Source organism: Luteococcus sp. H101, from assembly GCF_038433155.1.
Classification (GTDB): domain Bacteria; phylum Actinomycetota; class Actinomycetes; order Propionibacteriales; family Propionibacteriaceae; genus Luteococcus.
This window is the reverse complement of sequence record NZ_JBCDMW010000023.1, coordinates 78,763-104,743: the sequence shown is the minus strand read 5'-3', so window position 1 is coordinate 104,743 and position 25,981 is coordinate 78,763. Positions and strand designations below refer to the sequence as shown.

Annotated in this window: 26 protein-coding genes and 1 tRNA gene; 17 read left to right on the top strand and 10 right to left on the bottom strand. The window is 69.0% G+C overall.

The window, feature by feature from the left end; translation table 11 throughout:
- Positions 1-41 precede the first annotated feature (41 nt).
- The 4 genes from AAEX60_RS10485 to AAEX60_RS10470 all read left to right on the top strand — a co-directional run bounded on the left by AAEX60_RS10485 (position 42) and on the right by AAEX60_RS10470 (position 3,193).
- Positions 42-1,325 carry an FG-GAP-like repeat-containing protein gene (locus tag AAEX60_RS10485; protein ID WP_342103313.1) on the top strand — a complete coding sequence of 428 codons (1,284 nt, stop codon included), beginning with the start codon at positions 42-44 and terminating at the stop codon, positions 1,323-1,325.
- Positions 1,326-1,551: 226 nt separating this feature from the next.
- Positions 1,552-2,544: a Gfo/Idh/MocA family protein gene (locus AAEX60_RS10480; RefSeq protein ID WP_342103311.1), complete on the top strand. Its 993-nt coding sequence runs from the start codon at positions 1,552-1,554 to the stop codon at positions 2,542-2,544.
- Between the two features lie 11 nt (positions 2,545-2,555).
- On the top strand, positions 2,556-2,861 hold the full coding sequence (locus AAEX60_RS10475) for a GNAT family N-acetyltransferase (RefSeq protein ID WP_342103309.1): 306 nt from the start codon (positions 2,556-2,558) through the stop codon (positions 2,859-2,861).
- Positions 2,862-2,914: 53 nt separating this feature from the next.
- Positions 2,915-3,193 carry a GNAT family N-acetyltransferase gene (locus AAEX60_RS10470; RefSeq protein WP_342103308.1) on the top strand — a complete coding sequence of 93 codons (279 nt, stop codon included), beginning with the start codon at positions 2,915-2,917 and terminating at the stop codon, positions 3,191-3,193.
- A 38-nt stretch (positions 3,194-3,231) separates the two neighbouring features.
- On the opposite strand, the gene AAEX60_RS10465 is transcribed toward AAEX60_RS10470, so the two are convergent.
- Positions 3,232-3,678 carry a DUF1707 SHOCT-like domain-containing protein gene (locus AAEX60_RS10465; RefSeq protein ID WP_342103306.1) on the bottom strand — a complete coding sequence of 149 codons (447 nt, stop codon included), beginning with the start codon at positions 3,676-3,678 and terminating at the stop codon, positions 3,232-3,234.
- 314 nt (positions 3,679-3,992) lie between these two features.
- Here AAEX60_RS10465 and AAEX60_RS10460 point away from each other — a divergent pair, with 314 nt between their 5' ends.
- Both AAEX60_RS10460 and murJ read left to right on the top strand, forming a co-directional pair.
- Positions 3,993-5,258: an aspartate kinase gene (locus AAEX60_RS10460; RefSeq protein WP_342103304.1), complete on the top strand. Its 1,266-nt coding sequence runs from the start codon at positions 3,993-3,995 to the stop codon at positions 5,256-5,258.
- Between the two features lie 167 nt (positions 5,259-5,425).
- A complete protein-coding gene (murJ, locus tag AAEX60_RS10455) occupies positions 5,426-7,009 on the top strand; it encodes a murein biosynthesis integral membrane protein MurJ (RefSeq protein WP_342103302.1) in 1,584 nt (527 codons plus the stop codon).
- Between the two features lie 574 nt (positions 7,010-7,583).
- Here the strand turns inward: murJ and AAEX60_RS10450 are convergent.
- The 3 genes from AAEX60_RS10450 to AAEX60_RS10440 form a co-directional block, all read right to left on the bottom strand.
- Positions 7,584-7,657, bottom strand: a tRNA-Pro gene (locus AAEX60_RS10450).
- Between the two features lie 165 nt (positions 7,658-7,822).
- The gene (locus AAEX60_RS10445) at positions 7,823-8,734 is read right to left on the bottom strand and encodes a metallophosphoesterase (RefSeq protein WP_342103301.1); all 912 of its coding nucleotides are present in this window, start codon (positions 8,732-8,734) and stop codon (positions 7,823-7,825) included.
- Entirely contained in the window at positions 8,731-11,136 is a 2,406-nt protein-coding gene (locus tag AAEX60_RS10440; protein WP_342103299.1) for a transglycosylase domain-containing protein, read from the bottom strand. Before AAEX60_RS10440 ends, AAEX60_RS10445 begins: the two co-directional genes overlap by 4 nt.
- A gap of 204 nt (positions 11,137-11,340) precedes the next feature.
- On the opposite strand from AAEX60_RS10440, the gene AAEX60_RS10435 reads away from it, so the two are divergent.
- Complete coding sequence (locus AAEX60_RS10435) at positions 11,341-11,694, top strand: WhiB family transcriptional regulator (protein ID WP_342103298.1); 354 nt, start codon at positions 11,341-11,343, stop codon at positions 11,692-11,694.
- A 25-nt stretch (positions 11,695-11,719) separates the two neighbouring features.
- On the opposite strand, the gene AAEX60_RS10430 is transcribed toward AAEX60_RS10435, so the two are convergent.
- The 3 genes from AAEX60_RS10430 to AAEX60_RS10420 form a co-directional block, all read right to left on the bottom strand.
- Positions 11,720-12,178, bottom strand: a complete 459-nt coding sequence (locus AAEX60_RS10430) for a RidA family protein (RefSeq protein ID WP_342103297.1) — start codon at positions 12,176-12,178, stop codon at positions 11,720-11,722.
- On the bottom strand, positions 12,178-12,342 hold the full coding sequence (locus tag AAEX60_RS10425) for a DUF4177 domain-containing protein (RefSeq protein WP_342090496.1): 165 nt from the start codon (positions 12,340-12,342) through the stop codon (positions 12,178-12,180). The genes AAEX60_RS10430 and AAEX60_RS10425 overlap by 1 nt, the downstream gene beginning before the upstream one ends.
- 75 nt (positions 12,343-12,417) lie before the next feature.
- Positions 12,418-13,146, bottom strand: a complete 729-nt coding sequence (locus tag AAEX60_RS10420; protein ID WP_342103296.1) for a Crp/Fnr family transcriptional regulator — start codon at positions 13,144-13,146, stop codon at positions 12,418-12,420.
- Positions 13,147-13,283: 137 nt separating this feature from the next.
- On the opposite strand from AAEX60_RS10420, the gene nth reads away from it, so the two are divergent.
- From nth to AAEX60_RS10400, 4 genes are all read left to right on the top strand, one after another.
- The gene (nth, locus tag AAEX60_RS10415; protein WP_342103294.1) at positions 13,284-13,985 is read left to right on the top strand and encodes an endonuclease III; all 702 of its coding nucleotides are present in this window, start codon (positions 13,284-13,286) and stop codon (positions 13,983-13,985) included.
- A complete protein-coding gene (locus AAEX60_RS10410) occupies positions 13,982-14,611 on the top strand; it encodes a TlpA family protein disulfide reductase (RefSeq protein ID WP_342103293.1) in 630 nt (209 codons plus the stop codon). The genes nth and AAEX60_RS10410 overlap by 4 nt, the downstream gene beginning before the upstream one ends.
- The gene (locus tag AAEX60_RS10405) at positions 14,608-15,339 is read left to right on the top strand and encodes an NUDIX hydrolase (RefSeq protein ID WP_342103291.1); all 732 of its coding nucleotides are present in this window, start codon (positions 14,608-14,610) and stop codon (positions 15,337-15,339) included. The genes AAEX60_RS10410 and AAEX60_RS10405 overlap by 4 nt, the downstream gene beginning before the upstream one ends.
- A 349-nt stretch (positions 15,340-15,688) precedes the next feature.
- Positions 15,689-17,398, top strand: coding sequence for an alpha-glucosidase (locus AAEX60_RS10400; protein ID WP_342103290.1), 1,710 nt, complete (start codon positions 15,689-15,691; stop codon positions 17,396-17,398).
- Positions 17,399-17,860: 462 nt separating this feature from the next.
- Here AAEX60_RS10400 and AAEX60_RS10395 read toward each other — a convergent pair whose 3' ends face one another.
- From AAEX60_RS10395 to AAEX60_RS10385, 3 genes are all read right to left on the bottom strand, one after another.
- On the bottom strand, positions 17,861-18,400 hold the full coding sequence (locus AAEX60_RS10395; RefSeq protein ID WP_342103289.1) for a phage holin family protein: 540 nt from the start codon (positions 18,398-18,400) through the stop codon (positions 17,861-17,863).
- A gap of 75 nt (positions 18,401-18,475) precedes the next feature.
- Positions 18,476-19,687: a Na+/H+ antiporter NhaA gene (nhaA, locus tag AAEX60_RS10390; RefSeq protein WP_446721308.1), complete on the bottom strand. Its 1,212-nt coding sequence runs from the start codon at positions 19,685-19,687 to the stop codon at positions 18,476-18,478.
- Positions 19,688-19,789: 102 nt separating this feature from the next.
- Positions 19,790-20,542 (bottom strand): class I SAM-dependent methyltransferase, encoded by a 753-nt coding sequence (locus AAEX60_RS10385; RefSeq protein WP_342103287.1) that lies wholly within the window; start codon positions 20,540-20,542, stop codon positions 19,790-19,792.
- 146 nt (positions 20,543-20,688) lie between these two features.
- Here AAEX60_RS10385 and ssd point away from each other — a divergent pair, with 146 nt between their 5' ends.
- The 6 genes from ssd to AAEX60_RS10355 all read left to right on the top strand — a co-directional run bounded on the left by ssd (position 20,689) and on the right by AAEX60_RS10355 (position 25,878).
- A complete protein-coding gene (gene ssd / locus AAEX60_RS10380) occupies positions 20,689-21,894 on the top strand; it encodes a septum site-determining protein Ssd (RefSeq protein ID WP_342103285.1) in 1,206 nt (401 codons plus the stop codon).
- 116 nt (positions 21,895-22,010) lie between these two features.
- Positions 22,011-23,123 carry a TadA family conjugal transfer-associated ATPase gene (locus AAEX60_RS10375; protein WP_342103385.1) on the top strand — a complete coding sequence of 371 codons (1,113 nt, stop codon included), beginning with the start codon at positions 22,011-22,013 and terminating at the stop codon, positions 23,121-23,123.
- Complete coding sequence (locus tag AAEX60_RS10370; RefSeq protein WP_342103284.1) at positions 23,120-23,932, top strand: type II secretion system F family protein; 813 nt, start codon at positions 23,120-23,122, stop codon at positions 23,930-23,932. The genes AAEX60_RS10375 and AAEX60_RS10370 overlap by 4 nt, the downstream gene beginning before the upstream one ends.
- Positions 23,929-24,672: a type II secretion system F family protein gene (locus AAEX60_RS10365; protein WP_342103282.1), complete on the top strand. Its 744-nt coding sequence runs from the start codon at positions 23,929-23,931 to the stop codon at positions 24,670-24,672. The genes AAEX60_RS10370 and AAEX60_RS10365 overlap by 4 nt, the downstream gene beginning before the upstream one ends.
- A 219-nt stretch (positions 24,673-24,891) precedes the next feature.
- The gene (locus AAEX60_RS10360) at positions 24,892-25,245 is read left to right on the top strand and encodes a hypothetical protein (RefSeq protein ID WP_342103281.1); all 354 of its coding nucleotides are present in this window, start codon (positions 24,892-24,894) and stop codon (positions 25,243-25,245) included.
- Between the two features lie 339 nt (positions 25,246-25,584).
- Positions 25,585-25,878, top strand: a complete 294-nt coding sequence (locus AAEX60_RS10355) for a DUF4244 domain-containing protein (RefSeq protein ID WP_342103280.1) — start codon at positions 25,585-25,587, stop codon at positions 25,876-25,878.
- The last annotated feature ends 103 nt before the right edge of the window (positions 25,879-25,981 follow it).

Below are 25,981 nucleotides of genomic sequence, written 5' to 3'. Positions count from 1 at the left end.
GGAGGCCGCACAGGAGCCGGCCCGCATTCACAGGAGAGATCATGAACGGCACTCACCCGCGCCACACCCGTCGGCTCGCCACCCTGACGCTCAGCCTCGGGCTGGTCTCCAGCCTCGGGCTGTCCCTCACCCCCGCCCGGGCCGCGGACCCGGTGCAACCCGGCAAGACGTCCTACATCAACTTCGGCGAGACCCGCCGGGTGGGCAATGTCGAGCTGCGCGTCGGCTACGGCGACAAGTTGGGCGAATCGGACGTCTTCGAGCACCAGGTGAAGGTCTGCAACCGGGGCTCGGAGCCCCAGCCCGTCGGCCCGGACACCTTCAGCTACACCACCAAGGACCGCAACACCCGGATCTACCAGCCGCACGACGGCTACCTGTACTACGGCCTGAAGAACCAGCTGCTGGCTCCCGGCCGGTGCGTCACCGGCTCCCTGGTCTCGATGGGGCAGGCGCCGAACCTGCTCAGCTTCCATGACCTGCGCACCAACCAGCGCGTCGACGTGCTGCCCGCCACGGAGTGGGAGGGAATCGCGAAGGTCGGCTGGCCACGCTCCGAGGGCACCAGCAACCACCACGGCGACTTCACCAATGACCGGGTGGCCGACGTGGTGGCCCTGAGCCAGGGCCAGATCGTCACCTATCGCACCGTCTCCGGCCCGGCGCTGGCCAATGCCGTCGGCACCGGGGCCCGCGGCGTCAACTCCGCCTACACCTGGGTGGGCAAGGCCAATGACATGGACCACAACGGCGCCACCGACCTGCTGGCCCGGGACAGCTCGGGCACGCTGTGGCAGCAGCGGATGATGGGCAACAACCGGGCCGGCTTCGCCACCATCATCGGCTACGGCTTCAATGACGCCAAGGACATCACGGTGCTCAACGACGTCAACGGGGACGGTGCCGCGGAGCTGCTGGTGATCCGCAAGGACAACCGGCTCACCCGGCAGTCGGTCCGGCCGGTGCGGGTGAGTGACCCGGTGACCATCGGCCAAAACTTCGGCAAGATGCGGGAGATCTTCTCCGTCGGCGACTTCTCCGGCGACGGCCGGGCGGACCTGCTGGCCATCAACACCGACGGCAATCTCTACCGCTACACCCTGGATTCCCGGGCCCGGATCACCGCCACCACGGTGGTGGGCCACGGCTGGACCAACTTCAGCCAGGTCTACAGCCCCGGAGACCTGAACCGGGACGGCCGACGGGACATGGTGGGCGTCCGCCGGGATGGCAACCTGTACTACTACGCCAACCTCGGCAATGGCCGCTGGGGCAAGGCCAAGCAGATCGGCCAGCACTGGCAGAAGATCAGCTCGATGGCGTGATTCGGACGCCAGCAGGGGCCGCTCCCGGAAATCCCGGGAGCGGCCCCTGCGTCGGTTGGCTACCGTGACCTGGACCTGAGCGCTGGGCTGTGGACCCGCGGACCATCCCGCTGCGTCGTCGCGGTGCTGCGGGGGCGCGGACCATCCTGCCGGGGCGGCCCTTTCCGATGTCGTCCGGACGTGACAGGCTGGGGGCATGGAGACGACGGCGGCACACACAGACCAAATGGCATCGCGCCCTGTCCGGTGGGGGATCGCCGGACCCGGACGGATGGCGCAGGCCTTCGTCCAGGACTTCGAGCACGTGCCCGACGCCGTCGCCTTCGCCGTCGGCTCCCGGGACCTCACGCGGGCCCAGGCCTTCGCAACCAAGTACAGCCTGGAGCGCGCCTTCGGCAGCTACCAGGAGCTGTGTGCCTGCCCCGAGGTGGATGTGGTCTACATCTCCACCCCGCACCCGCAGCACAAGGCGATCGCCCTGGAGGCCATCCGCAATGGCAAGCATGTGCTGGTGGAGAAGGCCTTCGCGACGACGCTGGCCGGCGCACAGGAGATCGTCGACGCCGCCCGCGAGGCCAATGTGTTTGCCATGGAGGCCTTGTGGACCCGCTTCCAGCCCGTTGTGCGCGCCCTGCACGAGGTGATCGAGGAGGGTCAGCTGGGCACCATCCTGGGAGTGCAGGGTGACCTGTACGCGCAACGCGACTTCAACCCGGAGGACCGGCTGTTCGCCAAGGACCTGGGCGGGGGAGCCCTGCTGGATCTGGGCGTCTACGTGCTGCACTTTGCCCAGGACTTCCTGGGCAGCCCCAAGGAACTGACCGTCAACGGCAGCCTCTACCCCAATGGGGTGGATGCGCAGGCAGGCATGGTGCTGACCTACGAGTCCGGCGCCCTGGCCACCCTGGGGGTCTCCCTGCAGTCCTTCGGCCCCGGTCGGATGGTGGTGATGGGAGACCAGGGCTGGGCCGAGGTCAAGCCCCGCTTCCACCACCCGGACCGGGTGGTGCTGCACCGCAAGGGGGTCACCCCGCGCACGCTGGCCCTGGCCCCGCTGGGAACGGGCTACAGCCATGAGATCGACGAGGTCACCCGGTGCATCCTGGCGGGCCGGACCGAGAGCGAGATCATGCCGCTGGATGACACCTTGGCGGTGATGGCGCAACTGGAGCAGGCGCTCACCGACATGGGGGTCACCCACACCGACCAGCCGCTCTGAGCGGGGCGACGATGGATCTGACCGTCGAGCTGAACCTGGCCAAGACCCGGTACGAGGCCTGGGTGGCCGACACCCTGGCCGGTTTCATGGACTATCGGCCCCTGCCGGACGGTTCGCTGGACATCATCTGCACCGAGGTCGACGAGCGGTTCACCGGCCGCGGGGTGGCCACCGAGCTGGTGCGCCAGTCGCTGGACCGAATCCGGGCCGACGGGGACCGGATTGTCTCCAGCTGTCCCTTCGTCGCGCACTTCCTGACCAAGAACCCGGAGTACGCGGACCTGCGGCGACACCTGCCACCCCGTCCCATCCAGTGACGCCCTTGGCTTAACCTCTGTCCATCGCCCGCGCAATCAGGCAGGATCGAGGCATGAACATCACTGTTGCGCTGAAGAACGAGAAGAAGCGTTATGAGGCCGCCGCCGACGGTCAGCTGGCTGGTTTCATCAGCTACGAGCCCGAGGGCGATGTCCTGGACCTGCACCACACCGAGGTCTTCCCCGAGTACGAGGGCCAGGGCGTGGGCACCGAGCTGGTCAAGCAGACCCTTGACCTGGTCCGCACCATCGGCAAGAAGGTCAAGCCCAGCTGCCCCTTCATCAAGGAGTACATCGACAAGAACGCCGACTACCAGGACCTGCTGGCCTGACACCCGATCCTCGCCTGTCGGGGCGTTGCCGCCAGCCCTCACGAGCCCCCAGGAAGTGACTTCGCGTCCTTCCCAGGGGCTTCGTCGTCCTGGTTGCCCTGCCCGCCCAGCAGGGCCCCGGAGATCACCATGGGGATCAGCATGATCCACCAGTACTGCCAGCCGGTGGCGAAGCAGATCACCAGCGCCGCCGGAAAAGCAGCTCCCGAGACTCCCTGACGCCAGTTCCAGACATTGCTGGAGCGCGGTGCCATCTCGGCGGGACGGTCCGTGGGGATGACGGGCAGGTGCCCGTCCAGCGGCGGGAGGTCGTCGAAGAGGGCGGCCAGCTCCGTGCTGGTCCGTGCGGCCAGGGCCGCGCCCATCCGCTCGTCGAACTCGGCGACGTCCAGCCGACCCGCCGCATGATGCTCCCGCAACTGTCCGACGGCGCGGTCGCGTTCCTCGTCGCCGATCCGGTAGGGCTTGGGCGTCAATTCCTCCATGCAGCCCAGCCTAGATCTTGCCCGGTTCGGCCTCGGGCGTCGCTCTGACGGTCCCCAACGGCCGAATCCCGGTGGGTGCCTTGAGGTCTGACACAATATTTGCGGCAGGTCAGATGACCCAGAATTGCAATCCCACGGGCTCCCGGAAGTGGGGCAACTGACCTGCCGCAAATATTGTGTGCCGCCCCCGGGCCCCGGGATCCGGCCCGCGTCTCCCGGCTTCCACTCGTCGGATCTCCCCGGTGGGCGCAGTCTTGCTCGGTACAGTGGTGCGCGGCGCGCCCACGACGGGTGGCCGGCAACTGGGAGGTGCGATGGGACGAATCGTCCAGAAATTCGGTGGATCGTCGGTGGCGGATGCCGACTCGATCAAGCGCGTGGCGCGCCGGGTTCTCAATGCCAAGCTGGCCGGCAATGAGGTGGTGGTGGTGATCTCCGCGATGGGGGACACCACCGACGAGCTGATGGACCTTGCCCTGCAGGTCAGCCCGCAGCCCAAGCCGCGGGAGCTGGACATGCTGCTCACCACGGGCGAGCGTCAGTCGGCCGCCCTGCTGGCCATGGCGCTCAGTGACCTGGGAGCCGAGGCGCGCAGCTACACCGGTTCCCAGGCCGGCGTGATCACCACCGCCTCGCACGGCGACGCCCGGATCATCGACATCACGCCGGGGCGGGTCGAGTCCGCCCTTGAGGACGGCAATGTGGTGATCGTGGCGGGATTCCAGGGGGTTTCCCAGACCACCAAGGACGTCACAACCCTGGGCCGTGGCGCCTCGGACACCACCGCCGTCGCCCTGGCCGCCGCGTTGGGCGCCGAGTTCTGTGAGATCTACTCCGACGTCGACGGGGTCTTCACCGCCGACCCGCGGATCGTCCCCGGCGCCCGCCACATCCCCGAGATCAGCTACGAGGAGATGCTGGAGATGGCCGCCAATGGCGCCAAGATCCTGCACCTGCGCTGCGTGGAATATGCCCGCCGCGAGAATGTCCCCGTTCATGTCCGTTCGTCCTTCTCTGACAAGCCCGGCACCTGGGTGAAGGACCTCTCCGAAGGAAATCCGATGGAACAAGCACTGATCACCGGCGTCGCCCATGACCGCCACGAGGCGAAGATCACCGTCGCCGGGGTGCCGGACCGTCCCGGCGAGGCCGCCGAGATCTTCGACACCATCGCCCGCGCCGAGATCAACATCGACATGATCGTGCAGAACGTCTCCGAGGTGGCCAGCGGCCGCACCGACATCTCCTTCACCCTGCCCAGCAGCGACGGCCGCAAGGCGATCGAGGTGCTGAACATGATGAAGGACAAGATCGGCTTCCAGGAACTGCTCTACGACGACCGGATCGGCAAGGTCTCGGTGATCGGTGTCGGGATGCGCTCGCACCCGGGCGTGACCGCCAAGTTCTTCCGCAGCCTGTCCGACGCGGACATCAACATCGACATGATCAGCACCTCGGAGATCCGGATCTCCGTAGTGGTGGATGCCGATCACGTGGACAATGCGGTGCGCGCGGCCCACACCGCCTTCGGCCTCGACGCCGATGGGGAGGCCGTGGTCTACGCCGGCACCGGCCGGTGACCAAGGCCGAGGAACCGACCGCGACAGGCTCGGCCGTCTCGGCGGCCGGGCCTGCCCCCGCGGTGGCTGCAGAGCCAGCTCCGGCGGCCGAGCCGGCCGACGCCCCGGAGACGACCACGTCGACCGGGCCCGTCGAGGCCCCGTCAGGTGGGGCGAACAAGAACTCTGTGGCGCGCAACAGCGCCCTGATGGCGATGGGTTCTCTGGCCAGCCGGATCCTGGGGCTGGGTCGGCAGTTCCTGTTCGCCCAGGTGGTTGCCGCCTCGGCGGTGGCGACGGCCTTCAACGTCGCCAACACCATGCCCAACTACCTGCTGATCGTGCTGAATGCGGGCGTGCTCAATGCGGTGCTGATCCCGCAGATGACCGCCGCGATGAAGCACGAGGATGGTGGCCGGGTCTACGTCGACAAGCTGCTGACGGCCGCCTTCCTGGCCATCGGCGCCCTGGGCGTGGTGGGCACGGCCGCCTCGCCGTGGTTGATCCGGGCCACCAACAGCCAGACCGGCACTGCGCTGCACCTGTCCATCCTGTTCGGCCTGATCTGCATGCCGCAGGTGCTCTTCTACGGCCTCTACTCCGTGCTGGGCAATGTGCTCAACGCCCGGGACCGGTTTGCTTCCTTCATGTGGGCGCCCGCGCTGGCCAATGTGGTGCAGATAGCCGGCTTGGGCTTCTTCCTGTGGAAGTGGGGTCTGCAGACCGATCCCGCCACCTGGACCATGCCGATGGTGTGGACGCTGGCCGGCTCCACCACCCTGGGCATCGCGGTCCAGGCCCTGATCCTGGTGCCGCCGCTGATCCAGAGCGGCTTCCGTTACCGGCCGCGCTTCGGGCTGCGGGGGTCGGGGCTGGGTTCGGCCTCCAAGATGGTGGGCTGGACCCTGAGCGCCCTGCTGGTCTCCCTGGCCGGCGGCTTCGTGGTGCAGGTGGTGCTGACCAGCCTGCCCGACGTGCCCCACGTCGGCGGCTTCGCCTCCTACAACTTCGCCTACCTGATCTTCACCCTGCCGCACGGCCTGATCACGGTGAGCATCCTGACCGCGCTCTTCCCGCAGATGAGCCGCACCTGGCAGGCCGGCGACGTCCGCGGCCTGCGGCGGCTGCTGGTGCGGGCGCTGAGCACTCCCGCGGTGGCGGTGATCCCGGCCAGCGCCGCGATGATCGCGATGGCGGAGCCGGTGGTCAACGTGATGCTGCGGCTCCCCCCGGGGCAGGCCGAGCCGGTGGTGCTGGCCCTGCGGATCATGGCCCTGGGCACCCTGGGCTACGGCATCAGCGTGCTGCAGCAGCGCTACTGCTATGCCCGGGAGGAGGGCAAGGCCAACTTCTACTACCAGGGCTTCCTGACCCTGGTCCAGGTGTTCTCCGCCCTGCTCGGCCTGTGGCTGCTGCCCGACCGCTGGGTGCTGCCGCTCATTGCCGTCGGCCTGGTGGTGGGCAACTGGGCCCAGGCACTGCTCTGGATGGCCATTGCCCGACGCCAGCTGGGCGGCCTGGGGCTGCGCTCCGTGGTGCGGCTGTGGACCCGGCTGGCGATCGCCTCGGTGGCTGCCGGAGTGGTGGCCTGGCTGGCGGTCTACGGCATGCGCGGCTTCGGCGCTGGCTGGCTGCTGTCCCTGGTCACCTGCGCGGTGTCGGGGCTGTGCTTCGGCCTGGTCTTCCTGGCCGGCGCTCGGCTGATGCACATCCGTGAGGTCGACGACCTGCTGGCTCCCGTGCTGCGACGCCTGCCCGTCGGCGGCCGCTGAGGGGCCTGCCAGATCAGCGGCAGGAGGGGTATCCGGTGACACCATGATGCCGGGTACCCCTCCTGCCGCTGGATCGGGCGGAGTCCTCGAACAGCTTGGTGTCGGGGTCGGGCCAGCACATGCAGAAAGGCCCCGGCGGAAGCCGGGGCCTTTCATGGTGCAGGTCTCGCTCGGGGGTTCGAGACCTACGTCGGGGAGCAACACTCGGGGGGTTGCTGCTCCCACTGTTCGATGACGCTCGGGGGTTCGTCATCTGTGAACAACTCTATGGGGACCGTCAGAGCTGCGCAATCCGGAAAGCCCGTTTTCAGTTGTTCAGTATTAAGTGCTGTGGATAGACCACAGGCTTCCTGCGTTCCTACTTGTCAGGGGAGTCTTTCATGGGCGTGTTCCGTGGCGAGCCAGCAGACCTTCAGTAAATTGGACGGCTGACCGCCAGGGCGGACACAGAAGATCCCGGGACATCTGTGATGTCCCGGGATCAGCTTCCTGCTCAGTCGGGGTATCGGGCTTGCGCCCTACTACCCCTTCCTCGTCGTACGCCTCGAAAGCAAGCTTTCGGCCGTACTCCTCGTCGGGGTGACAGGATTTGAACCTGCGACCTCGTCGTCCCGAACGACGCGCGCTACCAAGCTGCGCCACACCCCGGTACTGCAATTCGGCCCGAAGGCCGTGGACAACTGTAGCCCAGATTGGGCTGGAGAACCAATTCGGCCCTGCTTGGGCCTCGGCAGGCTCGGCGGCCGTGGTTGGGCTGGTGCCTCAGGGGTGGTGGCTGGCTGGTGCTTCTGTCGAGGGGCGGAGCGGAGTCGGTCAGCGGCTGACCAGGGTGAGCAGCGTCGCCTCCGGGCGGCAGGCAATCCGGTAGGGCGCAAAGGGGGAGGAGCCCAGACCGGCGGAGACGTGCAGCCAGCTGGAGTGCTCGACGCCGTCCTCGCCGGTCACGGCGTGGGTGCTGACGCCCTTGACCCGCTCGGTGTCCAGGTCGCAGTTGGTCACCAGCGCCCCCTTGAAGGGCAGGCAGACCTGACCGCCATGGGTGTGCCCGGCGAAGATCAGGTCCATCCCGTCGGCGGTCATCGCGTCCAAGAGCCGCAGGTAAGGGGCGTGCGTGACGGCAACGTTCAGGTCGAAGCCGTCCAGCGCGGGGCCGGCCACCTCGGAGTAGTCGTCCCGGCCCAGGTGGGCGTCGTCCGTGCCGCGGAAGGCGATCCGTCGCCCGGCCACCTCCAGCCCGGCCCGACGCTGGTTGAGGTCCGCCCAGCCGCGCGAGGTCATGGCCGCCCGCAGGTCATCGAAGGGCAGGGCTGGCTTGGAGTGCTCGTGCACCTGGGAGGGGCCGGCCAGGTACTTCGCCGGGTTCTTGAAGCCCGGCATCGTGTAGTCATTGGACCCGAAGACGAAGACGCCGGGGACATCCAGAAGCCCTCCCCAGGCCGCCAGCAGCGGCTCGATGGCGTCGGGGGAACAGAAGTTGTCCCCGGTGTTGACCACCAGGTCCGGCCGCAGCTCCGCCAGCTTGCTGATCCACTCCAACTTGGACCGTTGCCGGGGCAGCAGGTGGATGTCGCTCAGGTGCAGCACCCGGATGGGCTCCTGGCCCGGTGGGAGCACCGGTACCGCCACCCGCTGCAGGGTGAACTGCCGGGCCTCCCACAGGCCGTAGCCCAAGGCGGCCGAGCCAGCGGCCACGGTGCCGGCCACGGCCCCGGCCAGGGGCCTCATCGGGACTTCTTCGCGGAGGCGGCGGGCTTCTTGCTGCTCGGCTTGCTTGGCGTCGTCTTGGCGGGGCGCGGGCCCTTGGAGACGTAGAACTGGATCACCCGGCTGGTTGGGTAGGTGCCGCTGTTGGGGGAGGCGTACAGGTAGGTGCCCTCCGGGCGGGAGCTGTACTGCTCCACCGTCTCGGTGCTGAAACCGGCGGCCTCGACGGCGGCCATCGCGTCCTGCAGACCCATGCCCTCGATGTCGGGCAGTTCCACCCTCTTGCCCTCGGTGACGTCAGAGCCCGGCTCGACGAACTTGCCGGGGGAATCCACGTCGGCCAGGGCCGCGGACATGGCGGCCTTCCAGATCAGGCCGGCGTCGCCCGAGCCCGAGCCCTCCAGGGTGCAGCCCCCACCGCAGTCCGTGCCGTGCGCCGTGCGCCCGGTGATCGAGCGGCGCTCCCTGCCCTTGTACTGCGGAGCCTGCTTGTCCGCGGCGATCATGGACACGCCGGCCATGTCCGGGGTGTAGCCGGCCAGCCACACCGCCTCGGCGGAGTCCGTGGTACCGGTCTTGGCGGCCTGGTCCCGGTCATCATTCAGGTGCGCCCGGCGGGCGGTGCCATTGTTGATCACGCCCTGCAGGACCTGGCTGACGCCATCGGCGATCTGCGGCTCGATCACCCGCTTGCAATCACCGCCGGGGGCGGACACGGTCTTGCCGGCCTTGGTGGTCACCGAGGCGACGATGTTCGGATTGCAGTGGATCCCGCGGTTGGCGAAGGTGGCATAGGCCTCGGCCATGGACAGCGGGGTGACCTCCACCGGGCCCAGGGTGAACGACGCGATGTTGTCGTAGCCGCCGTTGACGTCGGCGCTGACCTTGTCCTTGATCATGTCCTTGCCATTGGCGCGCTTGGCGCCGACGGCCTGGGCCATCTTGACCACATTGCACAGACCGACATCCTTGGACAACTGGACAAAGTAGGTGTTCACCGACATCTCGGTGGCCTTGCGCATGTCCATCACACCATTGGCTCCGGTGGAGTTCTTCACCGGGAAGTCACCGACGGTGTAGGGGCCGTTGCAGGCCCGGAAGGTTGACCCCTTGAAGTTCATCCGGGCCTGCGCGTTGTACCTCCGACTCGGAGTGATCCCCTTCTGCAGGGCGGCCGCCACGGTGAAGGTCTTGAAGGTGGAGCCAGCCTGGTAACCCTCCGCGCCGCCATGGCTGGCGTCGACCGAGTAGTTGTACCAGGTCTGGCCCGGCTTGGTGCCGATCTTGGTCCGGTTCTGCGCCATCGCAACGATCAGGCCGCTCTTGGGCTGGATCAGCACCGCGGTGGAGATGAACGGGTCGGTGGGGGCGATCACCCGGTTCACCGCCTTCTCGGCGGCCGCCTGGGCCTGCGGGTCAATCAGGGTCTTGATGGTCAGGCCACCACGCTGGAGCGCGCCCAGTCGCTCGTCCCGGGTCTTGCCGAGCACCTTGAAGTCGTCACTGAGCAGCACATTCTTCACGTACAGACACAGGGTCTGGAAGCGGGAGGAGACGCAGTCATTGGGCGGCGTCTGCACCTTGGACTTGTCGAAGCCCTCCTTCTTGGCGGCTTCGGCCTGCGCCGGTGTGATCTTCTTCAGCTCCACCATCCGGTTCAGCACGATGTTGCGCCGGTTGATTGCGGCGGTGGGGTTGTTGATCGGGTCGGTGGCGGCCGGGTTCTGCACCAGGCCGGCCAGCATTGCGGCCTGACCCAGGGTGAGCTTGGCGGCCGTGGTGTTGAAGTAGCGGCGGGAGGCGGCCTCGACGCCATAGGCGTTGGCGCCGTAGTAGGCGATGTTCATGTAGCGCTCGAGGATCTGCTTCTTGGTGAGCTTCTTCTCCACCGCCACCGCATAGCGAAGTTCGCGCACCTTGCGGGTCAGGGTCTGCTCGGTGGCCGCCGCCTGGGCCTCCTTGTCATTGGCGACGACGGCCGCCTCGATCTGCACCTGCTTCACGTACTGCTGGGTCAGGGTGGAGCCGCCCTGCGTGGAACCCGACGCGCTGCGGACCGCGGCACGGGCGGTGCCCTTGAAGTCGATGGCGCCGTGCTCGAAGAAGCGGTCGTCCTCGATTGCCACCTGGGCCACCTGCATGATGGGGGCGATCTTGTTCAGCGGCACGTAGACGCGGTTCTCGGCATAGAATTCGGCCAGCGTGCTGCCATCGGCCATCAGCACCTTGGACCGCTCCGACTGCTGACCGATGGTCAGGTCGGCGGGCAGCGCCTCCAGGGAGTTGGCGCCAGCCTTGACCACCGAGCCGGTGAGGAAGGCGGCGGGAAGGGCGAGCCCGGCGACCAGCAGGCCGCAGAGCACACTCAACGCACCGAACCAGGCCAAGTGGTAGGCATTGCTGCCCAGCTTGCGAGAAGTCATGAGACCAAGAATACGTGAGAGATCCGGCCCCCTTCTCGCCCCCGCGTGGGAGGTAGTGGGTCCACACCCGTCGGCGCCGTGTTTGGGATGACTTTCCACAGGGGATTGTCAACCGCTGTACTACCCGCTAGATTCGGCCAAAGACGCGCTGACTATGCCCAATGTGGGGCGTGGTCGCTTGCCCCAGGTGGAAGGAGAGCTGCAATGACTCTCGTCGAACCCGATGACTGGACCCTGATGGCCCGCTGCCGCGGGATGGAGGATGCCCTCTTCCCGGAGGGGAAGGACCAGAAGCGTGCCCGTGCCGTCTGTCTGGGCTGCCCGGTGCGCTCAACCTGCCTGGCCGAGGCGCTGGACAACCGGATCGAGTGGGGCGTGTGGGGCGGTCTGACCGAGCGGGAACGGCGGCAGCTGCTGCGCCAGCGCCCCGAGGTGAAGTCCTGGTCCGCGGTGCTGCTCAAGCAGGATATCGGCGAGGAGCCCATGCTGCAGCTCGCGTCGAGTCCCGTCGCCACGGCCGACTGCTCGAGCCGCCCGGGCGACGTGGCCCGTCGCTGATTACGCTTTTTGCTGGTGGCGGCCGTCAGGCCAGTTCGCACACCAGCTCGATCTCCACGGGAGCGTCCATCGGGAGCGCACTGACCCCGACGGCGCTGCGCACGTGCACGCCCTGTTCGCCGAAGATTTCACCCAGGGTTTCCGACGCGCCATTGCCGACGGCCGGCTGGCCGGTGAAGGCGGGATCACTGGCGACGAAGATCACGATCTTGCAGATCCGGGCGATGTTGTCGATCCCGCCCGCGACGTCTGCCGCCGCGGCCAGGGCATTGAGGATGGCCAACTTGGCCTGTCCCTTGGCAATCTCCGGGCTCACCTCGGCCCCCACCTTGCCAGTGACCGTCAGCTTGCCGTCGACGACGGGCAGCTGACCGCTGGTCCAGACCTGGTTGCCGACCTTGGCGGCGGGCACATAGGCGGCGAGGGGCTTGGCCACGGCCGGCAGCTCGATCCCCAGCTCGGCCAACTTTTCGCTGGGCTTCATCACTTGTCCTCGGGCAGCGGGCGCTTGAAGTAGCCCACCAGGGTGTCCGGATTCGGGCCGGGGACGAGCTGCACCAGCTCCCACCCCTCGGAACCGAAGTTGTTCAGGATCTGCTGGCTCACGTGGCTCAGCACGGGCGCGGTGAAGTATTCCCACTTGGTCATGGGGAAAGACTATCCACAGCGCGGTAGGCCTCGTCAGGTTCGGCCACTGTGCTTGGGCCAGGCCATCGTGGGCGTTCAGTCGATCCGGGCGCGCAGGCGGGGGACGTCGCGAATGATCACGGTCTTCCCGCTCATGCTGATCCACTTGCGGGCCGCGAAATCGGTCAGCACCTTGTTCACCGTCTCCCGGCTGGCGCCAACCATCTGGGCCAGCTCGGCCTGAGTGAGGTCATGGTGCACCTCGATCCCACGCTCCGTGGCGGCACCGAAGCGTTCGGCCAGGGTGAGCAGCAGAAAGGCCATCCGTCCGGGGACATCGCTCAGCACCAGGCCGGAGATGGTCTCATTGGAGATCCGCACCCGGTGCGCCATCTGGTGCAGCATGGCCTGGGAGACGTCGTGGTTGCGCTCCACCAGGTCCAGCAGCGGCTCGCGCTGCACGAACAGCAGCTTGCAGTCCAGCATCGCGGTGGCGGTGGTGCTGCGCTGCCCGCCGTCGAGCACGGACAGCTCGCCGAAGATCTCGCCGGGGCCGATCAGGGCCAACAGGGATTCCCGCGGGGCCGGCACAATCGGGCGGCCCTTGCGATTGGTGGTCACCGAGGGCTGCGGCTGGCGCGACGGCTTGGTCAGCTTCACCTTGCCCGACGCCAGCACATACATCCCGGTTGCCGAATCGCCGCTGCGGAAGAGCACCTCACCGCGGCTCAGGGCCACCGGCTGCAGTTGCTCGTCCAAGGCCTGACGAGAGGCCGGAGTCAGGTTCTGGAAGAGTGGCAGCCGCGCCAGGATCTCCTCGTGCATGATCCCCCTTTGGTGGTTCTGTTCGGCACGGAGCCCTCAGTGTAGTGGCTTTGGTCACATTGCGTGGGCGGTGTCGTGGGCCTGGTCAACCTCCTGCCCGTTCCACTGGAACGTTCGTCCAAACGTATGGTGGTGGGGTGTCAACCGCCGGGGACTCGCTCACCCTGACCGAGCGCGCGCAGCAGGTGAACCAGCTGCTGGCCCAGACCTATCCGGATGCCCGGTGTGAACTGGACTTCACCAACCCCTTCGAGCTGCTGGTGGCCACGGTGCTGTCCGCCCAGAGCACCGACAAGCGGGTCAACGTGGTCACGCCGGAACTCCTGCGTCGCTTCCCGGATGCCACGGCGATGGCCGGCGCCACCCAGACGGAGCTGGAGGAGATCATCCGGCCCACTGGCTTCTTCCGGGCCAAGACCCAGAGCCTGCTGGGGCTCAGCCGGGCCATCGTCGACCAGCACGACGGGCAGGTGCCCGGCACCCTGGCCGAGCTGGTGACGCTGCCCGGGGTGGGCCGCAAGACCGCCAATGTGGTGCTGGGCAATGCCTTCGGCGTGCCCGGGATCACGCCCGACACCCACTTCATGCGAGTCACCCGACGGCTGGGCTGGACGACGGCGACCAAGCCGGATCCGGTGGAGCGTGAGGTGGGTGCCCTGTTTGACCCCGCCGACTGGGTGCAGCTGTGTCACAACGTGATCTGGCACGGGCGTCGCCGCTGCCATGCCCGACGCCCCGCCTGCGGTGCCTGCCCCGTCGCCACGCTCTGCCCCGCCTATGGTGAGGGTGAAACCGACCCGGCCAAGGCCGCCAAGCTCGTGAGGGAGCCCCGAGGATGAAGCCCACCCGTCTTGCCACCGCCGTCGCGGCGCTGCTGCTGGTGGGCTGCGCGCCCAGCCAGCCGTCGGTGCCGCAGGTGACCGTCGGGGGAGAACCGGACAGCCAACGCTCCCTGGCGCCCGACCAGGTGCTGGAGGCCCGCAAGGCCGCCGGGATCGACGCCTGCCCCACCAGCAACCTGGCCGCGAAACAGCGCGACGGGGGACTGCCGGCCCTCACCCTGGACTGCCTGGGCGGCGACAGCAAGGTCAACCTGGCCGGGCTGCCCACCGGCAGGCCGTACGTGATCAACCTGTGGGCGCAGTGGTGCCAGCCCTGCGCCGACGAGGCGCCCTACTTGGCCGACGTCGCCCGGCAGACCGGGGGCAAGGTCACCTTCCTGGGGATCGACTATGGCGACCCCTTCCCCGGCAAGGCGATCGACTTCGCGATCAAGCACCAGACGCTCTACCCGCAACTGGTGGACCCCAAGCAGCGGAGCCGGATTCCCCTCAAGGTACCCGGGCCTCCGCAGACCTATTTCGTCGACGCCTCCGGGAAGCTGGTGCACCACGAGACCAAGGTCTACATGTCCGCTGAGGAGCTGCGCGCCGCCATCAAGGAGCACCTGGGGGTGCAGGCGTGAGCGGGGAGGCCCTGGGGCCGATCGAGCCCGTGCTGGCCGACCCGCGCGAGCTGCCCACCGAACTGGTGGCCCTGGCCGGGGCGCTGGAGAACACCGAGGCGCTGCACGGCCGGGTGAGTGAGTCCCGCCCGCCCAAGCAGGGCTCCCGACGGGCCGCCGTGCTGATCATGATCGGCGAGCAGGAACTGGACCTCACCTTCACCGAACGTTCCGGGACCATGCGCAAGCATCCCGGGCAGATCTCCTTCCCCGGGGGTGCCCTGGACGAGGGGGAGAGCGCCGTCCAGGCGGCGCTGCGCGAGGCCCACGAGGAGATCGGGCTCGCACCATCCCGCGCCCGGGTGCTGGGCCAGCTGCCGCCGGCACACGTCAACGCCAGCGCTTTTGACGTGAAGGGGATCGTGGCCGCCTGGGACGGGCAGGGGGACACTCCGATTGCCCCGGTGGACCCGGCCGAGGTGGCCGCCATCCATCGCTACCCGATCCGGGATCTGGCCGACCCCGCCAACCGGTTGACCGCCGAGATCCCGTCGGGTTACCGCGGCCCGGCCTTCGTGATGGACGACATCTTCATCTGGGGCTTCACCGCACACTTGGTGGACTGTGTGCTGGACCTGGGCGGCTGGCAGCGCCCGTGGGACCCCGGCCGGGTGCAGCCGGTGCCCCGACGCTTCCTGCGGGACAAGGCCGGGCCGCCGCGGGGCTGGAAGGGCCCCACGGTCCGCTGACCTGCCGCCCTTGTCGGTGCCGTTGTGGTGTCTGTGCCGTTGTGGTGGCGCCCCCCAGTCCCGGAGGGCGCCCCGCCCATCTCTCTGCCGCTCGGGTTTCGTCTTCCCGCGTCGGATGCATCCGTCGCGCGAAGACGAAACCCGAGCGACGGGTCGGGGCCGCCTCCCAAAACCCCCATCTCCGGCCCCGCCCGAGGGGAGCTCAGGCGCCGAACACAACAAATGCGGCAGGTCAGTTGTCCAAGCGAGTCATAGGCCGCTTGGACAACTGACCTGCCGCATTTGTTGTGGGTGCCCGTGGGGCAGGGCCGTGGAGGGGGCCGACTGGCCACATGGAATGATCGTCTGCATGGCTGACAATCAACCCCGCACCGCCGAACACACCCCCGACTGGTGGAAGTCCGCGGTGGTCTACCAGATCTACCCGCGCAGCTTCTGCGACTCCACCGGAAGCGGCATGGGAGACATCCGCGGCATCATCTCCAAGCTGGACCACCTGGCCGCGCTCGGCGTGGACGTGGTCTGGATGAGCCCGGCCTACACGTCGCCGCAGGACGACAACGGCTACGACATCAGTGACTACCAGGACATCGACCCGCTGTTCGGCAGTCTGGCCGACGTCGACGAACTGATCGAGGGGCTGCACAGCCGCGGGATGAAGCTGGTGATGGACCTCGTCGTGAACCACACCTCCGACGAGCATCCGTGGTTCGTCGAGTCCCGGGACCCGAACTCGGCCAAGGCCGACTGGTACTGGTGGCGCGACCCCCGCCCCGGCTTCGAGCCCGGCCAGCCCGGCGCCGAGCCCACCAACTGGGCCAGTGCCTTCAGCGGCCCGTCATGGCAGTGGGATGAGCAGCGCGGCCAGTACTTCCTGCACATCTTCAGCAAGAAGCAGCCCGACCTGAACTGGGAGAACCCCGAGGTCCGCCGTGCCGTGTACGACATGATGCAGTGGTGGGTGGACCGGGGCGTCGACGGCTTCCGGATGGACGTGATCAACCTGATCTCCAAGAGCCTGCCGCTGACCGACGGCGTCGTGGTGCCCGGGCAGGCGCTGAGCTGGGACAACGGCTACGTCGACGGCCCCCGGATGGACGAGTTCCTGCACGAGATGAACCAGGCCGTGCTGGACGGGCAGCACCTGCTGACCGTCGGTGAATGCCCCGGCGTGAGTGTGGAGCAGGCCAGCCGGTACACCGACCCGGAACGCAAGGAAGTGGGGATGGTCTTCCAGTTCGAGCACGTCGGGCTGGACGAGCAGCCTGGCAAGGGCAAGTGGGCCCTCAAGCCGCTGCACCTGCCGGACCTGAAGGCCAACTTCGCCAAGTGGCAGCACGGGCTGGAGGGGCGCGGCTGGAACTCGCTGTACTGGAACAACCATGACCAGCCACGGATCGTGTCCCGCTGGGGTGATGACTCCCCGGAGCACCGGGTGAACTCCGCCAAGACCCTGGGCACGGTGCTGCACCTGCAGAAGGGAACGCCCTACATCTACCAGGGCGAGGAGATTGGCATGACCAATGCCTACTTCACCTCGATTGACCAGTACCAGGACCTGGAGACCCTGAACCACTACGCGGAGGCGACGGCGCTGGGCGCGGACCCCGAGGACCTGCTGGCGAGCTACCGGGCCAAGAGCCGGGACAATGCCCGCACCCCCATGGTGTGGGACGGCACCGAGAAGGCCGGCTTCACCACCAGCGAGCCGTGGCTGGAGATCAATCCCAACCACACCGAGGTCAATGTCGCCGCGGCGGTGGCCGACCCGGATTCGGTCTTCCACCACTACCGGAAGCTGATTGCCCTGCGCCACGACGAGCCCGTGGTTCGCGACGGGGTCTTCGCGCTGCTGGAGCCGGAACACGAGCAGCTGTTTGCCTACACCCGGACGCTGGCGGGGGAGCCGACGCTGCTGGTGCTGGCCAACATGTCCAGCCAGCCGTGCCCGCTGCCGCAATCCTGCCGCGCCGGGGGTGAGCTGCTGCTGGGGACCCATGGCGACGGCTCGACGGAGGAGCTGGCGCCCTGGGAGTCGCGGGTGATCCGGCTGGCCTGAGCGTCGTAGATCAGGGCGGGCGCCCAGCCGTAGATCAGGGCGGCCGCCCAGCCCTAAATCACGGCGGCCGCGCAACCCAGACACGGCGGCCGAGCTTGTCGAGAGCTTCTGGGTTGCTGCACCCTTCGGGTGCCCCTCGACAGGCTCGGGGACCGTGGTCACCGTGGTGGCTCGCTGTGGGTCAGTTTCACGGTGGGTGGGGCTGTGGATCGGCTCCATGGCGGCCGAGCTGGTCCCGGCCACCTGGCCGTGCAGGATTCCGGTTCGGGAGCCGGCCTCCCGGCCGCGGCCGTGGATGGGCCTGGCCCCCCGAGCGAGGGACGAGCGAGGGGTGGTTGGCCGCGATGGGAGGCCGGGCCCGGGCCGGAACGCTGAACGCTCACGATCATCGGCCGGGGCTCCCAGGCAGGTACAGCAAAGGGCCGCACCCAACGGGTGCGGCCCTTCGTGTGGTCAGGTGCCTCAGAGGGCGGTGGCGCCCTTCGAGGACGACGCCTGGTAGGCAGTGGTCTCGTCCAGGTCCTTGGCGGCGCGCTTGGCGACGGCCAGCCCCTTGCGATCCCGGGTGTTGGCGTTCACCTCGTCGATGCCGGTGGTCAGCGACTGCTTGACGGTGGCGACGGTGGCCTTGGCCTCCTTGATGGCCTTCTCCGGCGGCTTGACCTGCTTCATCTTGGACTTGCCGATCAGCGCCAGGATGCCGGCCAACAGCAGCAGCACGACGGCCATGGTCACGAAGCCCAGCGCGATGGCCGGGATGGCGGACCAGTCCAGCAGGCTGGCGAACAGCTTCGCGAAGCCGAAGCCGCCGGCCAGGAAGAGCAGCGAGGCCGCATTGGCGGCCAGGTAGCCAGCTGCTCCGAACATGCCACCACCGACGCCAGCTGCCTTTGCCGAGGGGGTCACCTCGGCCTTTGCGAGTGCGATGTTGTCCGTCAGCAGTGCCTTGGTGTCGATCACCAGGTTGTTGACGAAGGTCTTCGGATCTTGCCGCTCGGCCATGTGCTCAGCTCCTAGAAGTGTGCTGTGTTCCAGTCAAACACTAGACGTTTCAGCCCGTCACGGGCACCAAGGCGCTCACTGTTCGGGCTGTGCCGCGTGGCTTTTACTCCGTCGGCGTAACAGAAGGCCCCCCACCACGGCCGCCAGCAGGGAGGCCACCAGCACCGCCGCCTTGGCGCTCTGGGCGGTCTGCGGGTCACCGGGGAAGGCCAGATCGGCGATCAACAGGGAGACGGTGAAGCCGATCCCGGTGAGCACCGCCATCCCGCCGACGTCGGCCCAGCGAACCCCCGGGGCCAGCGTCGCAGACGTGAACCTGGCCGTCAGCCGGGCGGCGGTGAAGACGCCGACGAACTTGCCCAGGAACAGGCCCAGCATCACGCCGAGCGCCTCGGGGCGGTTGACCAGCGAACGGATCATCTCCTGGTTCACCGGCACCCCGGCGGCGAAGAAGGCGAAGATGGGCACCACCAGACCCGCTGACCAGGGCTCGACGGCGTGCTTCCAGCGGTCCACCGGGTCGTGCTCCTCGTACTCGTCGGTGCGGGTGACCAGGCCCAGCGCGACGCCCGCGATGGTGGCGTGCACCCCCGACTGCAGCATCAGCCACCACGCCGCGACCCCCAACAGCAGGTAGGGCCACACGCTGTTCACCCGGCGGCGCTGCAGGAACCAGAAGGCCGCCACGCAGGCCAGCGCGCCCAGCAACGGCAGGAAGGCGATCCCGGTGGCGAAGAAGACGGCGATCACGATGATGGCACCCAGGTCGTCGACGATGGCGAGGGTCAGCAGGAAGGCGCGCAGCCCCGACGGCAGGCTGGAGCCGACGATGGCCAGTACCGCCAGGGCGAAGGCGATGTCGGTGGCCATCGGGATGGCCCAACCATTCAGGGTGCCGTTGCCGGCCAGGTTGACTCCGACGTAGAGCAGCGCGGGCACCACCATTCCGCCCAGGGCGGCCAGGATTGGCAGCAGGGCGTCGGCGGGGCGGCTGAGGGAACCCTCCACCAGTTCGCGTTTCAGCTCCAACCCGGCGACGAAGAAGAAGATGGTCAGCAGCCCGTCGGCGGCCCAGTGGTGCAGATCCAGCGGGCCCAGCGTGAGGTGGGACAGGTGTTGGTAGAAGCCCGGGGCCAGGTTGGCCACCAGCAGTGCGACGGCGGTGGCGGCCAGCATCAGCAGACCACCGGTGGTCTCGCTGCGCAGGATGTCGGCCAGATGGCGGGTGTCCGCGTCGCGGCCGGGGCCGAAGATGATCCGGGGACGGGGAGGGAGGGGCAGGCTCACGGGAGTCCGTTCGGGGTTGACAGCAACGACGCCGACCAGACTTCCCGGCACACCAGTGGTGAATTCTACCGGATGGCTGCGGGGATCACGCGAAGCCGCTGGTCAGAGCGGAATGACCAGGCCGCTGTCGTCGATCTCGATGGGCGCGGTGAGCTCCTCGTGGTCCACCCAGGCCCGCCAGATCCGCAGCTCATAGGGCAGCCGCAGCTCGTCGGCGCCGGGATTGGCCGAGTCATAGAGGGCGGCGGCGTCGTTCAGCACCAACTGGCGCAGATCCTCGTCCAGGGCCGCGACGGCGGTCTGGTTGGCCACCATGCCCAGCAGGGTGGGGCGGTCCACCTGCTGCCAGACCCGGAAGCGCTTCATCTCCAGCTCCGGGAAGTACTTGCTGCTGGCAAGGGACTCCACGGACCCATCGCCGTAGTCACCCCGCATCGCATTCTCGTCCACCTGGCGCAGCAGGCGGATCAGGCGCTTCACCCACGGCACGCTGTCGTCGCGCACCAGGTAGCTGATGCTGGCGTGGCCGCCGGGGCGCAGCACCCGCGCCATCTCGCTCAGCACCAGGCCGGGTGCAAAGCGGTGGAAGACCTGGTTGACGGTGACCACATCGAACTGGCAGGGGTCGAAGGGCAGGGATTCCGCCTCCGCGGCAATCGCCACCAGCCGGTCATCGGCGTGCAGCCGGGCCACCTGCGCCAGATCCCGGTCCACCGTCATCACCTGGTGGCCCATCCCCGCCAGCAGCTTGGGCAGGGCGGCGCTACCCGCCAGGTTGAGCACCCGACGGGGCTCGGCGCCGACCATCCAGTCGAGGGCGGGCGCCGGGAACTGGCTGCGACGGGGGGCTGGCATGGGGGCGATTCTAGGCGACGTGGCGTGGGCCTCGTGACCTGCGCGTTGTCACGGACGAGTTGTCCACAGGCAGAAGTTGTCCACAGATTTGCCCGGGAGGCCCCGGAGGTGAAAAATCCCGGGGCCATTTGCACACACTGCTGGGCATGAAGACCACGATGCGTCCCCCACGGGGATCCAAGAGCGGTTCCACAGCGGCGTCGCCCCGGCCGCCGGGCGGCTCGCGCCGGGTGTCCGCCGGCCAGTCATCCGGGCCCGCGGCGGCCCCGGCGCCGCCCCTGCTGGTGGCCCGGGACTCGCGGGTGATCGAGGCGGCTCTGGCCGCGGCTGCCGCGGCGGGCGTCGAGCCCCGGCTGGTGCGCGAGCCCAGCCAGATCCGGGCGGCCTGGCGTTCCTCACCTTGCGTGCTGGTGGGGGTGGAGATGGCGCCGCTGGTGTGCGGGATCGCGCTGGAACCGCGGCCGGGCATCCATCTGGTGGGGACGTCGCTGGCGGAGCTGGCGGACTGGTCTGCGCTGTTGCAGGCGTCGGTGCTGGTGTTGCCGGAGCAGTCCGCGCTGCTCACGTCGGTGCTTGACCAGGGGCAGGTCGGCGCCGGGGAGGCGCAGGTGGTGCGGGTGGTGGGTGGCTCCGGCGGGTTGGGGGTGAGCACGCTGTGCTGTGCCCTGGCCCAACAGGCGTCGGAGCGTGGGCTGCGGGCGGCCGCCGTGGAGCTGGATCCGACGGGTGGTGGGCTGGACCTGATCTTCGGGGCGGAGACGGTGCCGGGGTGGCGTTGGCATGACCTGCGTTCGGCCGCCGGGCACATTGACTCCCTGGTGGGCCAGCTGCCCAATGTCTCCGGGGTTGACGTGGTGGCGCACAGCCGGCCGGACTTCGGCGGGCCGCCGGGAGCCGACGGGATGAGACCCGGCCTGCCGGGGGCGGAGGCGGTGCGGTCGGTGCTGGAATGCCTCAGCCGGACCCATGACCTGGTGGTGCTGGACGGGGGTTCCGGCGGTGACCAGGCCGTCGAGGGCTGGCCGGGGCAGCGGCAACTGCTGATCTGCGGGGCCGATGTGCGGGGTGTGGTGGCGGCACAGAGCCGCGCCTGGGCGCTGGGGCTGCATGACATCGAGCTGGTGGTGCGTACCGGAGCCGCCCGTCGGATTGACCCGGAGACAGTGGCCGAGACGCTGGGCATCGCCTTGCTGGGTTCCTTCAACGACGACCGGGCCGTCACCCGGGCAGCGGAGCAGGCGGTGCCGGTGGGTCGGGGCCGGCGGGGCTATGCCCGGCAGGTGGGCCGGCTGTTGGAGGGCCTGCTGGCCGGGCCGGGCGGGGTGGACCTGCCCGGCGGGAGGGCCTCGTGATGTCCGCTCGACGAGCGATGCCGGGGCCGGATGACGGCCCGACGACGATCTCCCCGGTCGGGCTGGGGGCGACGGCCAGCGGGGTGCTGCCGGCGGAGGACCTGGAGTTGCTCCGGATGCGCCTGGCCGGGCTGGGGCGGGCCTACCACCCGTCGGATGTGGCGCAGGCGCTGCGCGGGCTGGGTCTGGTGGTCTCCGACGCCCTGGTGCTGCGCGCCCTGGAGGATCTGCGTCGCACCAGCGTCGGGGCCGGCCCGCTGGAGCCGCTGCTCCACCTGGACGGGGTCACCGACGTGCTGGTCAACGGGCCGGGCCAGGTCTTCGTCGATCGTGGCCGCGGCCTGGAACGCACCGAGGTGCGCTTCGGGCACGACGACGAGGTGCGTCGGCTGGCGGTGCGGCTGGCGGCCTCGGTGGGGCGACGCCTGGACGAGGCCAGTCCGTGCGTCGATGCCCGGCTCGCCGACGGCACCCGGGTGCATGCCGTGCTGGGCGGAATCGCCGATCCGGGAACCTGCCTCAGCCTGCGCGTCCCGTCGCGACAGTCCTTCCCCCTGTCCCGATGGGTGGAGACCGGCTCGATCAGCGACGAATGCGCCGAGCTGCTGCGGGCGGTGGTCGCCTCCCGGGTGGCCTTCCTGATCTCGGGCGGCACGGGCTCCGGCAAGACCACCCTGTTGGCGTCGATGCTGTCGCTGGTGCCGCCCGAGGAACGCCTGCTAGTGGTGGAGGACTCGCGGGAACTGGCGCCCGAACACCCCCACTGCGTGCGCCTGGAGGCTCGCCAGCCCAATGCGGAGGGGGTCGGCGCCGTCAGCCTCACCCATCTGGTGCGGCAGGCGCTGCGGATGCGGCCCGACCGGTTGGTGCTGGGGGAGGTGCGCGGCGCCGAGCTGTGTGACCTGCTCACCGCCCTGAACACCGGGCATGAAGGCGGCTGCGGCACGGTGCACGCCAACTCCGCCACCGACGTGCCCGCCCGGCTGGAGGCACTGGCGGCACTGGGCGGGATGGACCGGGAGGCGACCCACGCACAGGTGGCCTCGGCGCTGCGGGTGGTGGTGCACGTCCAGCGCACCGGCGACGGACGACGCGGAGTCGCCCAGCTGGGAGTGGTGCGCCGTCGTCCGGATCACGAGATCGAGGTGGTGGATGCGGTGCGCTTCGGGCCCGATCGGTTGGCCACCCGGGCCGCGGCCTGGGATGAACTGAAGGAGTTGCTGTCATGAGCGTGGGTGGTCTGGTGGGCTGGGCGCACGGTGCGGCGGCGGCCGTGGCCGCGGGGGCGTGTGTCTGGGTGCTGGTGCCGCCCGGGCGTCGGCTGATCGCCGGTCCGCGAAGCCGGCGTCGGCTGCCCGCCGGAATGCCCGTCGTCCTGGGCGGAGTGGGCGCTTTGACGGTGGGCGGCTGGCTCGGTGGGTTGGCTGGCCTGCTGTGGACGGTGATCCTGCTGTGCCTGGCGCTGACCGGAGGCTGGTTGGCCTGGCAGTCGCGGGCTGAGCGTCGACGCCGGCTGGCCGCCGCCGATGTGGCCCACGCCACCCAGACGGTGGCGGGGCAGCTGCGGATTGGTGCGGTGCCCAGCGTCGCGTTGGTCTCGGCCGCCACCGACAGCCCCTGCATGGAGCGGCCTGCCGCCACCCAGGCGATTGGGGGCGATGTCGGCCGGGCGTTGCGCGTCGCGGGGGATCAGCCCGGCCGCGACGGGCTGGTGAGCCTGGCCCGGGCCTGGGAGCTGGGGGAACGCACCGGCGCACCGATCGCGGAGCTGGCGCTCCAGGTGAGTGACCAGATCCGGCAGGAGTCGGCGGCGCGCCGGCTGATCGACGCCGAACTCGCCGGACCGCGCGCCACCGCCCGGCTGCTGGCCTTCCTGCCTGTGGTGGGGATCCTGATGGGGCGGCTGTCCGGGGGTGACCCGGTTGGCTTCCTCACCCGGAGTCTGCCGGGCCAGCTCTGCCTGACCGGTGGCGTGCTGCTGGCCTGTGCCGGGGTGCTGTGGACCGAGCACATGGCTCGCCGGGTGGGGGAGTCGTGATCTCGCCGGCGATCGCCCTGGCCGCTGGCTGTGCGGGGCTGGCGGTGTGGCTCACCGCCGGCCAACCCGTGCGACGGCTGGGGCCGCGAGGTCAGGGGCGCCGGCTGCCCGGCTGGGTCCGGGGCCGGCCGGGGGCGATGCGGCTGGGCCTGCGGATCCGGGTGGCACTGGTGCTGGCCGCCGTCGCCGTCCTGCTGCTGCCCGGGGTACAGGGGATGCTTTTGGCCCCGGCGGTCGGGCTGGTGGCGGTGGTGGTGCTCGGCCAGTTGGAGCCCGGAGCGGGGAGGCGTCGCAGTGCCCGGGTGCGGGCCCAGCTGCCCGAGACCTTGGAGCTGCTGGCGGCCACCCTGGAGGCGGGGGCGCCGCTGCGGACGGCCGTCGCGGAGGTGGCCTCGATCGGCCCGACGGCCACGGCGGAGACCCTGGCGTCGGTCCGGTCCCGGGTGGAGGTCGGGCTGTCCGATGCGGACGCGTGGCGTGCCGTCGCCGAAGAGGCGGGCTGGGGGCCGATCGCCCGGGATCTGGCGCGCAGCAGCGACACCGGCAGCGCCGCCGCGGCCGTGCTGCGCCAGCACGCGGCCGACGTGCGCAGGGCCCGGCAGGATGCCCAGCTGGCGCGCGCCCGGGCGGTGGGGGTCCGTTCCGTGCTACCGCTGATGACCTGCTTCCTGCCCGCCTTCCTGCTGACCGGCGTGGTGCCGATCGTCGCCGGCCTGGTGGGCAGCCTGACCCTGCGCTGACACCGTCGGTGGTTCGCAGCAGACGCCAGCCGGAGCGTAACGGGAGCATCGACGGTGAGGCCGTGCCCGAAGGGATGGAAGGCAGCTCAATCGAACCCCAGTAAGGGGTATCGGCCTGCTCCGAGGGACTGCCGCACTCCCCGGGAACGGAGCCCAGCGGACGAGGATCGCTGGCAAAGACGCCAGACCGCACTGCCGCTCGCGACCACCGGTGCGGTGATGAAGCCTCACGAGATCGAGTTCGCGGAACGCTTTCTCGCTGACGGGAACTCGATTGTCCGCTGGATTCCCCAAGGGGAGGTCGATCCGGCAACGGGCCTGATTTCAGCGGCCTCGGACTTCGAGTGGCGCTCTGGTGTCCTGATCGAGCCCAAGCGCACCGGAAACCTGCAGACGATGAAGGACTACATCTCCCGCGGTCTACGTCAGGGCAAGTCCAACTTCATGGTTGACCACGGAGCGCACAGACCTGGCAGGCGACTGATCGATGGTCTCCGCAAGCAGGAACCGAACGGGCACCCCGACCATCACGTCTGGGTCTTCTGGGATGGAGGGCTTCTGCAGGTCAAATGAGGAAGAGCTTGTGACGCTCCCGCTGAGGTGACCTTCCATGAGGTCGAGCGAGGTCTGCAAGCTCTTCACCAGCAAAGCTAAGGCACGAATGCCCAGGTTGTCAGCAGCCGAGCGCACCAGGATCCGTCGGACAACACCTGGAGGCCTGATTTGGGCCGAAGTGGTCCCGTGCTCCGCGCAGTGAGTGCCTCTGACAAGCGGCGACGCGACTTTTCCACAGAAATCCGATTCCGAGGAATTGTCCACAGCCCGCGGTTGGCGTGACGCAAACGTGAACCCGATTTCGACACTGCTGGGTGAACCCGGTGATGCCCGGGAACACCAACGAAAGGAGCGGCCATGTCCGCCAGCACCATCACCCCCACCGAGGTCGAGGCCACCCAGGCCGGCCTCACCGAGCAGACCTCCTGGGCCCAGCCGGAGGTCGCCTTCCGGGAGCGCCCGCTCAGCCGTACCCGTCGCGCCTGCCAGCGTGGCATGGTGACCGCGGAGTACGCCGTCGGGATCCTGGCCGCCATCGCCCTGGCGCTGGTCCTGGTGAAGGTCTTCAACGACAACTCCTTCTTCCGGGCCCTGCTGAAGCAGGTCACCGTCCTGATCGGCCAGGTGGGCCAGAAGCTGCCCGCCAAGTGACCCGCGGGACGGGTGGCACACGGGGAACGTGAGGCAGGCAGGCCGTGGCGACGCGTGTGGGGGGCGTCGCCACGGTTGCTTCCTCACCACTCCCTCCGTCACC

What these genes read in the sequence shown, in the direction of transcription:
- AAEX60_RS10445 (WP_342103301.1), bottom strand. Translation starts at nt 8,734, where the DNA reads ATGAGGCCCCTGGCCGGGGCCGTGGCCGGCACCGTGGCCGCTGGCTCG.
- AAEX60_RS10420 (WP_342103296.1), bottom strand. Translation starts at nt 13,146, where the DNA reads ATGCACGAGGAGATCCTGGCGCGGCTGCCACTCTTCCAGAACCTGACT.
- AAEX60_RS10435 (WP_342103298.1), top strand. Translation starts at nt 11,341, where the DNA reads ATGACTCTCGTCGAACCCGATGACTGGACCCTGATGGCCCGCTGCCGC.
- AAEX60_RS10385 (WP_342103287.1), bottom strand. Translation starts at nt 20,542, where the DNA reads ATGCCAGCCCCCCGTCGCAGCCAGTTCCCGGCGCCCGCCCTCGACTGG.
- AAEX60_RS10410 (WP_342103293.1), top strand. Translation starts at nt 13,982, where the DNA reads ATGAAGCCCACCCGTCTTGCCACCGCCGTCGCGGCGCTGCTGCTGGTG.
- AAEX60_RS10485 (WP_342103313.1), top strand. Translation starts at nt 42, where the DNA reads ATGAACGGCACTCACCCGCGCCACACCCGTCGGCTCGCCACCCTGACG.
- AAEX60_RS10425 (WP_342090496.1), bottom strand. Translation starts at nt 12,342, where the DNA reads ATGACCAAGTGGGAATACTTCACCGCGCCCGTGCTGAGCCACGTGAGC.
- AAEX60_RS10375 (WP_342103385.1), top strand. Translation starts at nt 22,011, where the DNA reads ATGCGCCTGGCCGGGCTGGGGCGGGCCTACCACCCGTCGGATGTGGCG.
- AAEX60_RS10395 (WP_342103289.1), bottom strand. Translation starts at nt 18,400, where the DNA reads ATGGCCGAGCGGCAAGATCCGAAGACCTTCGTCAACAACCTGGTGATC.
- AAEX60_RS10465 (WP_342103306.1), bottom strand. Translation starts at nt 3,678, where the DNA reads ATGGAGGAATTGACGCCCAAGCCCTACCGGATCGGCGACGAGGAACGC.
- AAEX60_RS10480 (WP_342103311.1), top strand. Translation starts at nt 1,552, where the DNA reads ATGGCATCGCGCCCTGTCCGGTGGGGGATCGCCGGACCCGGACGGATG.
- AAEX60_RS10460 (WP_342103304.1), top strand. Translation starts at nt 3,993, where the DNA reads ATGGGACGAATCGTCCAGAAATTCGGTGGATCGTCGGTGGCGGATGCC.
- AAEX60_RS10360 (WP_342103281.1), top strand. Translation starts at nt 24,892, where the DNA reads ATGAAGCCTCACGAGATCGAGTTCGCGGAACGCTTTCTCGCTGACGGG.
- ssd (WP_342103285.1), top strand. Translation starts at nt 20,689, where the DNA reads ATGAAGACCACGATGCGTCCCCCACGGGGATCCAAGAGCGGTTCCACA.
- AAEX60_RS10430 (WP_342103297.1), bottom strand. Translation starts at nt 12,178, where the DNA reads ATGAAGCCCAGCGAAAAGTTGGCCGAGCTGGGGATCGAGCTGCCGGCC.
- AAEX60_RS10370 (WP_342103284.1), top strand. Translation starts at nt 23,120, where the DNA reads ATGAGCGTGGGTGGTCTGGTGGGCTGGGCGCACGGTGCGGCGGCGGCC.
- AAEX60_RS10470 (WP_342103308.1), top strand. Translation starts at nt 2,915, where the DNA reads ATGAACATCACTGTTGCGCTGAAGAACGAGAAGAAGCGTTATGAGGCC.
- AAEX60_RS10400 (WP_342103290.1), top strand. Translation starts at nt 15,689, where the DNA reads ATGGCTGACAATCAACCCCGCACCGCCGAACACACCCCCGACTGGTGG.
- AAEX60_RS10475 (WP_342103309.1), top strand. Translation starts at nt 2,556, where the DNA reads ATGGATCTGACCGTCGAGCTGAACCTGGCCAAGACCCGGTACGAGGCC.
- AAEX60_RS10440 (WP_342103299.1), bottom strand. Translation starts at nt 11,136, where the DNA reads ATGACTTCTCGCAAGCTGGGCAGCAATGCCTACCACTTGGCCTGGTTC.
- AAEX60_RS10355 (WP_342103280.1), top strand. Translation starts at nt 25,585, where the DNA reads ATGTCCGCCAGCACCATCACCCCCACCGAGGTCGAGGCCACCCAGGCC.